Here is a 14254-nt window from a genome sequence, read left to right on the forward strand (position 1 = left end):
TCCGGGTTCAACTCTCTCGACAATGTCACGCCTGGGAGCGCTGTGGGACTCTCGTGCCCTCCCCCACAGCGCCCCTGGAGGTCACGCATGACACTTCGATCACGCCGCGGATGGGCGGGGGCACTCCTCGCGATCACGCTCACCGTCACGGCCTGCTCGGCAGGGCAGGGTGGAAGTGGTGGCGCCACCGCCGGGCCGTCGGCCTATTCGGTGGGGGTGACCTCCTACTTCCTGACGCACCTCTCGCCGGGCAAGGCCGCGGGCAGCAACCTGGACTCCGCCCTGTTCACCCCGCTCACCCGGGTCGACCCGGCCACCGGCAAGGCGGTCAACGCCGTGGCCGCCTCCATCGAGACGACCGACAACACCACCTGGACGATCAAGCTCAACGCCGGCTGGACGTTCCACAACGGCGAGGCGGTGACCGCGCAGTCCTTCGCCGACTCGTGGAACTCGACCGCCTACGGGCCGAACGCCGCCACCAACAACTACATGTTCATCCCCTTCAAGGGCTACACCGACCTCAACCCGGCCAAGGGCGAGCCCAAGACCAAGACGCTGTCCGGCGTGGAGGTCGTCGACCCGACCACGCTGAAGGTCACGCTGGACAAGCCGCTGTCGCTGCTGCCGTACATGCTGGCGCAGGCGCCCTTCGCGCCGATGCCGAAGGCGGCCTTCGCCGACCTGAACGCCTTCGACCTCAAGCCCGTCGGCAACGGGCCGTACCAGATCGACGGCGCCGGCGTGACGACCGGGGCCACCAAGATCGCGCTCAAGCGGTTCGCCGCCTACCAGGGCGACCAGGGCCAGTCCGAGCGCATCGAGGTCAAGTCCTACCAGGACGAGAACGCCGCCTACCGCGACCTGCAGTCCGGCGCCCTGGACGTCACCCTCGTCACCGGCAACAACCTGCCGAGCGCCTCGACGCAGTTCAAGGACCGGCTCGTGCAGGTGCCCTTCCCCGCCGTGATCTACCTCGGCTTCCCGATGTGGGACAAGCGCTTCGCCGACCTGAAGACGCGGCAGGCCTTCTCCCATGCCGTGGACCGCGACACCATCGTCAAGACGCTGCTGCGCGGGTTCGGCTCGCCGGCCAAGGGCCTGGCCGGGACCGCGGTCCCGGGCGGCGGCGAGGCCGACTGCGAGGTGTGCTCCTACGACCCGGCCAAGGCCAAGACGCTGCTGGCCGAGGCGGGCGGCTGGGACGGCCCGCTCAAGCTCTGGACCTACCAGGACCCGCTGAACTCCACCATCCTGGAGGCCATCGCCAACCAGCTGCGCACCAACCTCGGCATCGAGGCGATCACCACCCAGGCGCAGCCGGTCGACCAGCTCTACCCGAACCTCGACGCGCAGAAGATCGACGGTCCCGTCCTGCTCTACATGGGCGCCGGGTACCCGCACCTGTACGCGCTGGCCGACCAGCTGTTCACCAAGGGATCGGCCGCCAACGTCACAGGCTACGACAGCGCGGCCTTCGCGGACCTGATGGCCAAGGCCGCCGACGTCCCCGAGGACCAGGTGCTGTCCGTCACCCAGCAGGCCACCGCCCAGGCGCTCAAGGACCTGCCGCTGTCACCGCTCTTCCAGCCCACCGGCGCGCTGGCCCACTCGGCCAAGATCAGCGGGGTCACGCCCGAGTTCCTGGGCGGCGTGCGGCTGGCGGCGGTCAAGGTCGGCTGAGGTGGGCGCCTACGTGCTGCGCAGGACGGTCATGGCGATCCCCGTCCTGCTCGGCACCACCTTCATCATCTTCATGGCGGTCTACGCCCTGCCCGGTGACCCCATCCGGGCGCTGGCCGGGCCCAACCAGGCGATCTCGCCCTCGGTCGCGCAGGCGCTGCGCGAACAGTTCCACCTGGACGAGCCGCTGCTCGTGCAGTACGGCCTCTACCTGCGGGGCCTGCTGTCCGGCGACCTCGGCACCAGCTTCAGCGGCCGGCCGGTGGCCGAGATCATCGCCGCCGGCTGGCCCGTCACCGTCCAGCTCGGCGTCACCGCCTGGCTCATGATGGCGACCGCCGGGGTGCTGCTGGGCGTGCTGGCCGCGGTCCGGCGGGGCAGCACCGACATGGTGATCCTGGCGGGCACCACGCTCATCATGGGCGTGCCGTTCTTCGTCGTCGCCTACGTCGCCCAGATCATCTTCGGCGTGCAGCTCGGCTGGCTGCCCACCTCCGGCACCGACGCCGGCTGGCCGCTGGCGTACCTGATGCCCGGCCTGGTCCTGGCCCTGTACGGGCTGCCGGAGGTGGCCCGGCTGACCCGGACCAGCGTGCTGGACAGCCTCGGCGCCGAGCACGTCGACACCGCCGTCGCCAAGGGCCTGCCCCGCCTGGCCGTCCTGTCCCGGCACGTGGTGCGCAACTCGCTGATCCCGGTGGTCTCCCTGCTCGGCGTCAGCCTCGGCTATCTGCTGGGCGGGACCGTGCTCATCGAGGGCATCTTCAACCTGCCCGGCCTCGGCTACCAGATCTACACCGCGATCCCGCAGCACGACGGCCCGGTCGTCGTCGGCATCGGGACCGTCCTCGTCATCGTGTTCCTGTTGGTCAACCTTCTGGTGGATCTGCTCTATGGCCTTCTCGACCCTCGTATCCGCCTCGGCTGAGGCCCCGGCCGCCCGCCGCGACGGGCCGTGGCGCTCGCTGCTCCGCAGGCCCGCGTTCCTGGTCGCCGCCGTGGTGACCGTGCTGGTGTGCGCGATGGCCGCCTTCCCCCAGCTGTTCGCCGGCTGGTTCGGCGCCGGTGACCCGCGCGCGTGCGAGCTGTCCCGCAGCGGGCAGCCGCCCAGCGCGGGGCACCCGTTCGGCTTCGACATCCAGGGCTGCGACCTCTACAGCAACGTCGTGTACGGCGCCCGCTCGTCGGTCCTGGTGGCCGTGCTCGCCACCGCGGGCATGCTGGCGATCGCCGTCCTGCTGGGCTGCCTGGCCGGGTACTTCAGGGGCTGGGTGGACGCCGTCATCGGCCGGATCACGGACGTGTTCTTCGGCTTCCCCGCCCTCGTCGGCATGATCGTCATCCTGCAGATGCTCAGCGTGCACAACGAGGTCACGGTCGCGGCCGTGCTCGTCCTGTTCGGCTGGCCGACGCTGACCCGCGTCATGCGCGGCTCGGTGCTGGCCACGTCCGCCAGCGAGTACGTCGCCGCCGCCCGCGGCGTCGGCGCGAGCACCCCGCGCGTGCTGCTGCGCCATGTGCTGCCCAACTCCTTCGGCCCCGTCGGGGTGCTCGCCGGGGTGAGCATCGGCACCGTCATCGCCTCGGAATCGGCCCTCACCTTCCTCGGCGTCGGCCTGCGCACCCCGGCCATCTCCTGGGGCGTGCAGCTCAACACCGCCCAGCAGTACTTCACCACCGCACCCCACCTGCTGATCTTCCCGTCGCTGTTCCTGACCGTGACGGTGCTCGGCTTCGTCCTGATCGGCGACGCGATGCGCGACGCCTTCGACCCCCGGTTGAGCTAGGAGCCGTCGTGCCAGAGCCACCCATCCTCGCCGTGTCCGGCCTGCACGTGCGCTTCGGCGCCACGCACGTCGTCAACGGCGTGGGCTTCTCCGTCGCCGCCGGGCAGACCCTCGCCCTTCTCGGCGAGTCGGGCAGCGGCAAGAGCGTGACCGCCCGGGCGATCATGGGCCTGGTCAGGCCGCCCCGAGGCCAGATCACGGCCGGAACCGTACTCCTGCATGGACAGGACCTGCTCGCGCTGCCGGAGGAGCAGCGGCGCAAGCTGCGTTCCACCACGATCTCCATGGTCTTCCAGGACGCGCTGTCGGCGCTCAACCCGGTGCTCAGCGTCGGCTACCAGATCGCCGAGCTGTTCCGGGAGCATCGCGGCATGTCCCGCGCCGAGGCCCGGCGCGCGGCCGTGGACGTGCTCGGGCAGGTGCGCATCCCGGCCGCCGCGCGGCGCGCCGGCGACTACCCGCACCAGTTCTCCGGCGGTATGCGCCAGCGGGTCGGCATCGCCCTGGCCATCGCGCTGCGGCCGGACGTCATCATCGCCGACGAGCCCACCACCGCGCTCGACGTCACCGTCCAGGCGCAGATCCTCCGCCTGCTCGCCGAGATCCAGCGGGAGCACGGCACCGCGCTGGTGCTCATCACGCACGACATGTCCGTGGTCGCCCAGGTCGCCGACCAGGTCGCCGTCATGTACGCGGGCCGCGTCGTCGAGCAGGCCGCCACCGGCCAGATCTACGCCGCGCCCCGCCATCCGTACACCGAGGCGCTGCTAGGCGCCATCCCCCGCCCGCACCTGCGCGGGCGGCAGCTACCGGTCATCCCGGGCGCGCCGCCGGACCTGTCCGTGCCCGACCCCGGCTGCCGCTTCCGCCCCCGCTGCCGGTACGGCGCCGACGCCTGCAAGCAGGCGCCCCCGGAACACGACCTCGGCGACGGCAGGCGCACCGCCTGCCACGAGTGGGAAAGGGTGGGCAGCGCATGAGCGAGACCGTGCTCCGCGTCACCGACCTGGTCAAGCACTTCCCCGTCCGGCGCGGGCCGATGCGCCGCACCGTGGGCGTGCTCAAGGCGGTGGACGGCGTCAGCCTGGAACTGCGGGCCGGGGAGACGCTCGGCATCGTCGGCGAGTCCGGCTGCGGCAAGTCCACGCTGGCGCGCATGCTCACCGCGCACGAACGGCCCACCTCGGGGCGGGTGGACGTGCTCGGCATGCCGCTGAGCGACCTGCGCGGCGGCGAGCTGCGCCGGGCCAGGCGGCACGTCCAGCTCATCTTCCAGGACCCGTCGGGCTCCCTCGACCCCCGGATGACGGTCGCGGCGGCGGTGCGGGAGCCGTACGACGTCAATCCCGACCTCGCGCCGCGCGGCGAGCGCGACCGGCGCGTGCGCGAGCTGCTGGAGGTGGTCGGGCTCAACCCCGACCACGGCGACCGTTACCCGCACCAGCTGTCCGGCGGGCAGCGGCAGCGGGTCGGCATCGCCAGGGCGCTGGCCCTGCGGCCCGAGGTGCTGGTGTGCGACGAGCCGGTGTCGGCGCTCGACGTCTCGGTGCAGGCGCAGATCGTGAACCTGCTGGAGCGGCTGCGCGGGGAGTTCGGGCTGGCGTACGTGTTCATCGCGCACGACCTGAGCGTGGTGAGCCACCTGGCCGACCGGGTCGCGGTGATGTACCTCGGGCGCGTGGTCGAGACCGGCCCTCAGGACCGGGTGTACGCCCACGCCGCCCATCCGTACACCCTGGCCCTGCACGCGGCCGCGCCCGTGCCGGATCCCGCCCTGCGCGGGAGCCTGGACGACCTGCTGGAGGGCGAGCCGCCGAGCCCGCTCGACCCGCCGCGCGGCTGCTCCTTCCACCCGCGCTGCCCGGTCGCGGTGGACGTGTGCGCCGAGCGGACTCCGGAGCCGGTGGAGCTCGCGCCGGGACATCAGGTGTCCTGCCACCTCGCCTCGGCCGGCTGAGCCCCGGGCGAGGCCCCGCGACCTCGCCCGCCGCCATGGACCACTTCCTGGCCCTGGTCGCCGTAGGCAGCGCCTCGTGGGAACCGGACTCCGCCGGTCAGCACGGTGCTTCGTCCGGGTAGACCGACACGGTCTTGGGCTCGCCGCCCATGACGGAGCAGAGCCGCACGACGCTGGGGACCGAGTCGTCGCGGTTTCCGTTGCCGTCGAACGTGATGTTCCCGCTGGCGCCGCTGACCGACCGGTCGCCCTTGACGAATCTGCCGATCTCCGCCTTGATCCGGGAGGAGGTGACCGGCTCCAGCGCGGAGAGCGCGTTGACCGCGTCGGCCACGGTGGTCATGGCGTCGAAGCCCGTGATCGCCCAGCCGCTGTTCAGGTCCGCGGCCTTGTAGATCCGGTCGTCGAACGACGTGCGCAGGCTCTTCAGCCCGAGGCCGTCCGGCAGCACGTCAGGATCGGCCAGCGGCGTGTAGATCAGGCGGATGGCGCCGTTCATGAACTTCGGCGTGCCGAGGGCCGCCGTGCGCGACTTGTCGAGTTTCGGGTCGACTTCCACGGCGCGCATCCTCGCCGCGTCCGAGGTGCTGATGACGACGAGATTGGTGAGCTTGTTGCACTGCCCGCGTTCGGACTCGTCCGCGAGCTTCTTGAGGAACTCCGGCAAATGGCTGGCCCGCGCGGCGTAGAAGACGCTTACGGACCCCTCGCCGGCGCAGATGCTCTCCGCTGTGTCCTTCACCGTCGTCGGGTCCAGGGGATCGAACTCCACCGGCCGCAGAGGGCCGAACCTGGCGTGCAGGAGGGGCAACGTCGTGCACGTGTACGGGTCATCCATGCTGATCGGCGTCATGACGATCTTGAGCGTCGCCTTGAGCGTCTTCTGGCCGGACTCCCCCGGGGCCGGCTTCAGACCGGCCGAGTCCAGAGTGGCCGACTCCAGGTATTTCGCGAGCTCATCGACCTGAACCGCGTTGCGATAGGCGACGCGGTGGAAGTATCCCTGGCCGACGCCGTCCTGGTAGGTGTGCGACGGGTCGCACCTCCTGAAGTCAGGATTGTCCTGTTTGGAGCCGTTTCTGTCGAAACCCTCCGCCGTGATGACATCGCCGACCATCGGGATCTTGTGCTTCGCCAGCACGTCGACGGCGTCGGCCGTCTGCTGCAGGCTGAGCCCCATGCCGACGACGGCGCTCACCTCGCCGGCGAGGAGTTCGGCGACCTCGGTCGCCGCCTGCTCACTGGCTCCCATCTGGGCGACCCGCAGGCGGATCGGGTGTACGCAGCCCGTCTCATTGGCGATCGCCTGCGCCGCGGCGATGCCTTCGAGCTGGTGCAGGGCTCTGCCGCCGGCTTCCACCGAGGTCAGGGTGACCAGCGCGCCGACCGTCACCGGCTTGGTGCCGCGGGCGCACGAGCCCTCCTTCGCGGCCTCGTTCTGCTCGGCGATCTTCGTCATCACGCCCGCGAGCTCGGGGCGATCGAAGGCGTACGGTCCGGCGCTGAGCCCGACACATTCCCCTCCCTGCCCCCACACCTCGCTCACCGGCAGCCCAGGACGGCAGAAGAGCCTGTCCCACACCCAGGGAGTGACGATCACCACGCCGGGCACGAGGGTGAGGGCGACGGCCAGCCGCCACCAGTGCACACGCTTCTTCGGAAACCGCTTCGGATTCGGGTAAATCCGCCAAAGATAAGGGGAAGTGTCCATAGTTTCGGGCTCCAAGGGGAGGATCACGCGCGTGTGCGGGGTGTCGCTCCGTCAGACCAGGGCATCAGCCGACTTCTGAAAATGCTGGGCGCGTTCGAGAAAGGGAAGGGCGTCGACGTCGGAAAGCCGCCTGCACTCCTCTCCGGCGATGATGTAAAGGCCGTGGCGCGTTTCCCGATCGCTGAGCAGCGGGTCGGCGAGCCGGTGCAGGGCGGTGACGAGCTGGGAGATGGCCGCTGCGCGGGGCCCTGTGTCCGGCCCGGGGTGGGTGGGCCCACGCCGTGGGGATCGGGCGGGCGTGGCGACGATCTGATCGACGCACTTCAGCCACTCGGCCCCCGAGATCTCGGCCAGGAGCCCTGACAGCTCGCCCACGACGATCTCCTGGTTTCCCAGAGCGAGCTCGTGATGGAGTCTGCCGCAGATGTCGTGGTCCTGGGTGTGGTCGCGGAGCCGTTGGAAGACCTTGGCCCAGCTCGCCTGGTGGTTGTCCGGGCGCGCGGCCAGCTCACGTAGCAACAGGAAGCGCACGAACGGCGCCATCGCCCACCTTTCGGGCTCCGCAGACAATGGTGTCGGCCACAACGGCGGCGAGGAGAACAAGATCGGTTCGGCGTGGACCGCGTTGCCCAGCAGCGGGGTCAGGCACCGCGCCTCGTCGGTGTCGCGCGCCCCGGCCAGCGTGATCAGGGCCTCGCGGATGGGCGCCAGGAGACGCCGCCGTGGGCTCATGTCCATCGTGATCTTGTCGATCAGGTAGCTCTCCATCGTGTGGGCAGGGTCCGGCACCCGCTCGGACAGCACGCGCCCCAGATCGTCGATGAGCTCCGAATCTTCTCGGAGCCGGGCCAGCACCAGGTTCGTGGCCTCGGCGTGCCCGTCGGTGAGCAGCCGGACGGACCGGGTGATGGTGCCGGTGCCGAGCGAGGAGGGCCACTGGGTGAGATCGGCCGCCACCATGTGCTGCACGGCGTCGGCGGTGAGGCCGTCGAGCAGGACACGCAGCCACGTCCTGGCGTCGCTCAGGTCGGAGTCGGACAGACCGGCCAGCGCGGACTCCGGCCATTGCGCCTCCCGGCCGCTCAGGCCCACCGCTTCGGCCAGGAGGTAACCGCCGCTGGTGGTGATCACGGTCAGCGGGTCCCGGGGCACCTGGTGACGCGCCAGGATGTCCCGCACCTTGACCAGGATCCGCATGAAGCCGGCCGCCGAGGGGACATCACCGTTGTCGAGCAGGACGACCGCACGGGACGGGTGGTTGACCGCGCGGTCGAAGCTGCTCCGCAGGTCGGCCAGGAGCGCCAGCACCAGCAACCGGTCGACGTCCTCCTGCACACCGGCGTCCTGCACCTTGGCCTGCAAGCTCAGGCGGACCAGCGCGCGTTCGGGATCGTGGCGAAAGCCCTGGTCCTGGTGCTCGAACCAGGCCAGGGCGTCCCGCCAGAGAAGTCTCGACCGCAGGCCCGACCTGTCGAGCCGCCCGGTCATCTGCTCAAGGGTCACGTCCAGACTCGCGGGGTCGAGACCGAGAGGGGCCGCGGCCATGGCCAGCACCCTCTGCAACAGCGTGACCACCAGGCTTCGGTCCCGGTAGGTGTTGATCCGCTCGCGCATGACCAGGATGCTCTTCGCCGGGTCGGCCCCGTCGATCGGGGCGGACATCGCGATGTGGGCGAGCACCACCCGGGGGAAGGACACCCGGTAGCCGGGCGCCTCGGCCGTCAGGCCCAGCATGACCGCGGTCAGCACGGACCGCATGGAGTCGCCGTCATCGGCCGCGACCAGCGGATCCACCTTGGCGATCGGCGTCCTTTTCGCCCACCGCCGCCAGGTGTCGTCGAGGACGTGGGAGCGGCCGGAGCCGCCCACCCCTTCGAGGACCAGGATCGGGCGCGGAAAGTCGCGTGGCACCTGGGGGCCCGTCCCCACCCCGATGAACTGGTCGATCAGTGAAACCAGGCTCGACCGCGGCGGAACCTCCATACGCGCCTTCCCGCTCCCGGCCTCAAGGACCTGCGAATTGGGAGGGAATTTAGCAGCTCTTTCAGACTTACGACCAGCCCCAGTCAAATCCGCCCGTAAATGATCCCGCTTTATTGGTATATACGGTCTTCGATTATTCCGCCGGACCCGGTACAGCCGGGCCCGGCGGCACGCGTACTAGAACTTCACCCTGCGCAGATAGCGGTATCCGACTCGCGAGGTCTGCTCAGGAGTGACATCGGGGGTGTCGTTCTCCACGATGTACTCCTGCACCCGGTGTTTGTCGAAAATGCGCCGGAAATCGATGGTCCCGGTCCCGAGGTCGGCCATGTCGCCGTCCAGGTGCCGGTCCTTGACGTGGAATTGCAGGACGCGCTGCGGCGCCTTGCGGATGACGTCGAGGGCGAAGCGCACCGGGTCAGGGGCGCCGCGGCCGACGCCGCCGGTGACCGCCCAGTAGAGGTCGATCTCCAGGTGGACCAGGCGCGGGTCGAGCTCGGAGGTGAGCACGTCCCACGGCGCCTTCCCGCCGCCGAGGTCGGTGGTGAACTCGTGGGCGTGGTTGTGGTAGCCGTACCGAAGGCCGGCCCGCCGGGCGGCCGCCGCCTCGACGTTCATCTGCTCGGCCCACGTCTTCCACTGGTCCAGGCTGTCGGAGGCCAGGTACGGCACCACCATGTACTTCTGGCCGAGGGTCAGCGCGTTCTGGATCTTCGTGTCCAGGGCGGCGGCGTCGGGGGCGATGCCGTCATGGCTGGACGTGGCGCGGATGCCCAGCCCGTCCAGGAACTCGCGGAGCTGCTGAGCCGTACGGCCGAAGTAGCCCAGCGCGACCTCGATCCTCGGATAGCCGATCTCCGCCAGGTATTGGAGGGTGGTGTCGTAGTTCTTGGCCAGGTCGTCGCGCACCGTCCACAGCTGCATGCTGATCTGGCTCGGGGGGATGTGGCGGCGCCAGCCGGGGCGGTCGGGGTGCGCCGCCGCGGCGGGAGAGGCGGCGGCGACGGCGGCCGCCCCCAGCCCCAGGCCCGCGGCGAGCAGGGACCGCCTGCTGGGGCCGTAGCCGTAGCACATGGAGATCTCCTCTTCCTAGGGGGTGGGATCCAGAACGACCCTGGCGGTGCCGGTCAACGGAGGCAGGTCGCCTTCGCCGGAGTCGGTGTAACTGGCGACGAAGACGCCGGTGAGGTCGTCGGTGCCCGGGTCGTGCCCGCTCGGCACGGTGGTCTGGATGGATCCCGTGCAGCCGCGGGCCGTGGACTGGCCGTGGCCGTGGTCGTCATGGCCGAGGATGTAGTCCACGGTCACGCGGGCGCAGTCCACCGGCTGGTCGTCGGTGACCCGCACCTCGAACTCGACCACGTCGCCGAAGGCGAACGCGTCTCCGGTGGCGGGACGGACCAGCTCCACGACCGGGGTGGCGTTGCCGATCACGATCCGCACCGACGTGGCGGCGGACCGGCCACGGCTGTCGCTGACCCTGAGCGTGGCGTTGTACAGGCCGTTCTTCTCGAAGGTGTACGACGCCTCCGCCCTGCGGGAGTCGACCCTGCCGTCGGCGTCGAAGTCCCACGCGTACTGGAGCCTGTCACCGTCCGGGTCGGTCGTGCCCTGGCTGGTGAACTGGACGGTGAGCGGCGCGAGGCCGGCGGTCACCGAGGCCGAGGCCACCGGGAGGGGCGAGTGGTTTCCGTCGCGGCCGATGTAGTCGATCCGCGCCAGCTGGGCGTCCGGGTTCTCCCGGAAGTAGCCGTCACCGTACTCCAGCACGTAGAGGGCGCCGTCGGGGCCGAACTCCAGGTCGATCGGGTTGTCGAAGACGATCGACGAGAGCACGTCCTCGATCCGCCGCCCGTCCTGGTGAAACGCCTTGACGTAGTCGCGGGTCCACTCGTAGAAGAGCGGGACGCCGTCGTAGTGGCGCGGCCAGGCCACGGTCGCGCGGCCGCGTGCGTCACGCGAGTCGTAGTCGTACGCGGGTCCGGCCATCGGGCCGATGCCGCCGGTGCCGAGCTCCGGGAACTCCTGCGACGCGCTGTAGGAGTACCACACGTCCGGCTGGGAGACCGGTGGCAGCTCGCGCAGGCCGGTGTTGTGCGGTGACTCGTTCACCGGCGCGGTGCAGCTGAACGGCTCGCCCGACGTCTCGGTCGCGAAGTCGTAGTCGGTGTAAGGGAGCTGCGCGGTCGCGCAATACGGCCAGCCGTAATTACCGGCCTTGCGGATCGTCATCCACTTGCCGGTTCCCGCCGGGCCGCGCTGCGGGTCGGCCTCGCCCGCGTCCGGCGAGTAGTCGGCGACGTACAGCTCGCCGGTGGACCGGTTCAGCTCGATCCGGAAGGGATTGCGCAGGCCCATCGCGTAGATCTCGGGCCGGGTGCGCGCCGTGCCGGGCCGGAAGAGGTTGCCCCGGGGGATCGTGTAGGACCCGTCCGAGCCGACCTTGATGCGCAGGATCTTGCCGCGCAGGTCGTTGGTGTTGCCGGAGCTGCGCTGGGCGTCGAAGGCGGGGTTCCGGTCGGCCCGCTCGTCGATGGGGGTGTAGCCGTCGGAGAAGAACGGGTTGGTGTCGTCGCCCGTCGACAGGTAGAGGTTGCCGTGGGCGTCGAAGACGATGTCCCCGCCGACGTGGCAGCAGATGCCGCGGTCCACCGGCACGTCGAGCACGCGCTGCTCGGTACGGAGGTCGAGGGTGGAGCCGGTGAGGCGGAACCGGGACAGCCGGATCAGCCCCTTGAAGGGCTCGAAGTCCTCCGGCGTGCCGGTGAAGGGGGCGTCGCCCTCGTTGACGTCGGGCGTCGCCGGGTCGTCGATCGGGGTGTCGAGCGGCGGAGAGTAGTAGAGGTAGACCCAGTCGTCCTTCTTGGAGCCCTTGCCGAAGCCGGGGCTGAGGGCGATGCTCTGCAGGCCTTCCTCGTCGTGCTGGTAGACGTCGAGCTCGGCGGCCACCGTGTTGAGGCCGGTCTTCGGATCGTGCAGCCAGACCACGCCGGCGCGGGTGGTGTGCAGCACCCGCGAGTCCGGTAACACCGCCAGGTCGACGGGCTCACCCGGGTTGTCGTTGAGCGTCACCTTCTGGAACCGGTCGTCCGGCGGCGGAGCCGTGCCGCCGACGGCTTGGGCACCGCCTGCCGGCAGGAGGATCACCGCAGCAGCTACGGCCGCGATCGCGGTTCTCGCTCTCATACCTCTCCCTTCGGTCGATGTGGGGGGATAAGAGAGGGCAAAGCACCGTGAATGTAACCCGAGTTATGCCGAAAGAGGAGGACCTAATCGCGGTTTAACGATCGACTTCCGCGCTTGATCGGCCGAAGTGACCGGCCCCTAGACGACCCGGAAGACGCGCAGTTGCAGCGCCAGCGTCGCGTAGTAGCCGACCAGCGTGGTCAGCTCGAAGACCGCCCGCTCGCCGACGGCGGCGACCGCGTGCGTGTACGTCACCTCGTCCGCGTCCCCGTCGAGCAGGGCCGACACCAGCTCCATGGCGGCCGCCTCCGCCCGGTCGGCGAGCGTGGGCACCGAGCCGCCGCGCAGCGCGGCCAGCTCGTCCTCGGTGAGCCCGGCCGCCCGCCCGGCCGGCTCGTGCGCGTGGCGCTCGAACTCACTGTCCCACCGCGCTGCGACCGCCAGGACGGCCATCTCACGGACGCGCGGGGAGAGCGAGGACCGGTAGCGGATCGCCGCCCCGAGCGCCTGGAGCGCCTGCCCGAGCTCCGGCGCGAGCAGCATCGCGTTGAACGGCCCGTTCAGCCGCCCGGCCGCGTCCACCAGGGCGAACGGCGACGGGCCGGCCGCGCGTGGGCCGCCGGTGATGGTCTCGTACAGCTCACGCTGCGCCGGGTCGAGCTCGTCGGGGGTGGGGCGGTGCAACCGGTTCGTCATGGGATCAGTGTCGCCGATCGACCACCACGCTGGGCGACAGCCCGTATACCCGCTGTATTGCTGCTATATCCATATCTGCATACCTTGAGGCAGATCCGAAGCGCGGTGCGTACCTCCTGACGGCAGATTCCGGTTTCGGGAGGTACGTCATGCACCGCAGAGTCGCCCTGCTCTCCGCCGTCGCGCTGGCCGTCACAGGCGCCCTGATCCCCATGGGCGCCCAGGCCGGCGCCTCGACCGGCCTCGATCCACAGCCGGTCCGGTGGTCCGCCGCCGACTCCTGGCAGGAACGCAGAACCGTCTCGAACTACTGGACCTCGCGGCGCATGCTGGCGGCCGAGCCACTGGACGCCCTCGCCCCGCGGCGCACCCGATCGAACGGCCCGACCCGGGGCAACCCCTGGTCCACGCGCGGCGCCTCGACCACCACCGGCCAGCGCACCCCCTGGGTCACCCAAGGCGCCGCCACGCAGGGCAAACCGTGGGCGGTCAAGGGCACCATGTCCACCGTCGCCCGCCGGCAGGCCCAGGTGCCCAACAGTCCCGGCCTTCGGTGGACCGACGACGGCGCCATCGTGCGCACCAGCGGACGGGTCTTCTTCACCACCGCCGACGGCCAGAACTCCTCTTGCTCGGGCACCGCCGTGACGAGCGCCAACGAGAGCGTGGTGATGACCGCCGGGCACTGCGTGAAGCTGAACGGCACCGCCCACCGCAACTGGGTGTTCGTCCCCGCCTTCGACAACGGCCGGCGTCCGTTCGGCACCTGGGTGGCCAGCAGGATGCTGACCACGCAGCAGTGGAACGCCCGCGAGGACATCAACTTCGACATCGCCGCCGCCGTGGTCGCGCCCCTGCAAGGCCAGACGTTGAGTGACGTCGTGGGCGGTCAGGGGGTGGCGTTCAACCAGCCGAGACAGCGGCAGATGTACTCCTTCGGCTACCCGGCGGCAGCGCCCTTCGACGGCTCGGAGCTCATCTACTGCAGCGGGCGCTCCTTCAACGACACCGTCATGACCAACGACCTGGGGCTGCGCTGCAACATGACCGGCGGATCGAGTGGCGGCGGCTGGTTCCAGGGTTTCGACGAGTCCACCGGACTCGGCTGGCTCAACTCCGTTAACAGCTTCAAGTACGATTTCGCGCAGAATTTCATGTTCGGCCCCTTCTTCGGCAACGAGGCGATGGCCGTCTACCAGGCCGCCCAGGGCACCAACGCGCTCTGACCGGGCACGAGCAGGGCACGGCCGG

The 14254-nt window shown here is 70.3% G+C and carries 11 protein-coding genes; 6 read left to right on the plus strand and 5 right to left on the minus strand.

Annotation, left to right across the window (positions count from 1 at the left end; translation table 11 throughout):
* Window positions 1–87: 87 nt before the first annotated feature.
* The 5 genes from ACIBQX_RS22490 to ACIBQX_RS22510 are packed head-to-tail and all read left to right on the plus strand — an operon-like array spanning window position 88 to window position 5427.
* A complete protein-coding gene (locus ACIBQX_RS22490) occupies window positions 88–1683 on the plus strand; it encodes an ABC transporter substrate-binding protein (protein WP_397007439.1) in 1596 nt (531 codons plus the stop codon).
* 1 nt (window position 1684) lies between these two features.
* A complete protein-coding gene (locus ACIBQX_RS22495; protein ID WP_397007441.1) occupies window positions 1685–2611 on the plus strand; it encodes an ABC transporter permease in 927 nt (308 codons plus the stop codon).
* The gene (locus tag ACIBQX_RS22500; RefSeq protein WP_397007443.1) at window positions 2577–3470 is read left to right on the plus strand and encodes an ABC transporter permease; all 894 of its coding nucleotides are present in this window, start codon (window positions 2577–2579) and stop codon (window positions 3468–3470) included. The genes ACIBQX_RS22495 and ACIBQX_RS22500 overlap by 35 nt, the downstream gene beginning before the upstream one ends.
* Before the next feature lie 8 nt (window positions 3471–3478).
* Window positions 3479–4450, plus strand: coding sequence for an ABC transporter ATP-binding protein (locus ACIBQX_RS22505; protein WP_397007445.1), 972 nt, complete (start codon window positions 3479–3481; stop codon window positions 4448–4450).
* Complete coding sequence (locus ACIBQX_RS22510; protein WP_397007447.1) at window positions 4447–5427, plus strand: ABC transporter ATP-binding protein; 981 nt, start codon at window positions 4447–4449, stop codon at window positions 5425–5427. The genes ACIBQX_RS22505 and ACIBQX_RS22510 overlap by 4 nt, the downstream gene beginning before the upstream one ends.
* Window positions 5428–5524: 97 nt before the next feature.
* Here ACIBQX_RS22510 and ACIBQX_RS22515 read toward each other — a convergent pair whose 3' ends face one another.
* From ACIBQX_RS22515 to ACIBQX_RS22535, 5 genes are all read right to left on the minus strand, one after another.
* Window positions 5525–7075 (minus strand): ABC transporter substrate-binding protein, encoded by a 1551-nt coding sequence (locus tag ACIBQX_RS22515; RefSeq protein ID WP_397007449.1) that lies wholly within the window; start codon window positions 7073–7075, stop codon window positions 5525–5527.
* A gap of 114 nt (window positions 7076–7189) precedes the next feature.
* A complete protein-coding gene (locus tag ACIBQX_RS22520) occupies window positions 7190–9121 on the minus strand; it encodes a hypothetical protein (RefSeq protein WP_397007451.1) in 1932 nt (643 codons plus the stop codon).
* 177 nt (window positions 9122–9298) lie between these two features.
* Window positions 9299–10195: a sugar phosphate isomerase/epimerase family protein gene (locus ACIBQX_RS22525; RefSeq protein ID WP_397007453.1), complete on the minus strand. Its 897-nt coding sequence runs from the start codon at window positions 10193–10195 to the stop codon at window positions 9299–9301.
* Between the two features lie 15 nt (window positions 10196–10210).
* Window positions 10211–12307, minus strand: coding sequence for a PQQ-dependent sugar dehydrogenase (locus ACIBQX_RS22530; RefSeq protein WP_397007455.1), 2097 nt, complete (start codon window positions 12305–12307; stop codon window positions 10211–10213).
* 138 nt (window positions 12308–12445) lie between these two features.
* Complete coding sequence (locus ACIBQX_RS22535) at window positions 12446–13003, minus strand: carboxymuconolactone decarboxylase family protein (protein ID WP_397007457.1); 558 nt, start codon at window positions 13001–13003, stop codon at window positions 12446–12448.
* A gap of 149 nt (window positions 13004–13152) precedes the next feature.
* Between ACIBQX_RS22535 and ACIBQX_RS22540 the strand changes: the two genes are divergently transcribed.
* On the plus strand, window positions 13153–14229 hold the full coding sequence (locus tag ACIBQX_RS22540) for a trypsin-like serine peptidase (protein WP_397007459.1): 1077 nt from the start codon (window positions 13153–13155) through the stop codon (window positions 14227–14229).
* Window positions 14230–14254 lie beyond the last annotated feature (25 nt).

Source organism: Nonomuraea sp. NPDC049714 (assembly GCF_044465295.1).
Lineage (GTDB): Bacteria > Actinomycetota > Actinomycetes > Streptosporangiales > Streptosporangiaceae > Nonomuraea.

What these genes read in the sequence shown, in the direction of transcription:
- ACIBQX_RS22510 (WP_397007447.1), top strand. Translation starts at nt 4,447, where the DNA reads ATGAGCGAGACCGTGCTCCGCGTCACCGACCTGGTCAAGCACTTCCCC.
- ACIBQX_RS22500 (WP_397007443.1), top strand. Translation starts at nt 2,577, where the DNA reads ATGGCCTTCTCGACCCTCGTATCCGCCTCGGCTGAGGCCCCGGCCGCC.
- ACIBQX_RS22520 (WP_397007451.1), bottom strand. Translation starts at nt 9,121, where the DNA reads ATGGAGGTTCCGCCGCGGTCGAGCCTGGTTTCACTGATCGACCAGTTC.
- ACIBQX_RS22490 (WP_397007439.1), top strand. Translation starts at nt 88, where the DNA reads ATGACACTTCGATCACGCCGCGGATGGGCGGGGGCACTCCTCGCGATC.
- ACIBQX_RS22535 (WP_397007457.1), bottom strand. Translation starts at nt 13,003, where the DNA reads ATGACGAACCGGTTGCACCGCCCCACCCCCGACGAGCTCGACCCGGCG.
- ACIBQX_RS22540 (WP_397007459.1), top strand. Translation starts at nt 13,153, where the DNA reads ATGCACCGCAGAGTCGCCCTGCTCTCCGCCGTCGCGCTGGCCGTCACA.
- ACIBQX_RS22530 (WP_397007455.1), bottom strand. Translation starts at nt 12,307, where the DNA reads ATGAGAGCGAGAACCGCGATCGCGGCCGTAGCTGCTGCGGTGATCCTC.
- ACIBQX_RS22525 (WP_397007453.1), bottom strand. Translation starts at nt 10,195, where the DNA reads ATGTGCTACGGCTACGGCCCCAGCAGGCGGTCCCTGCTCGCCGCGGGC.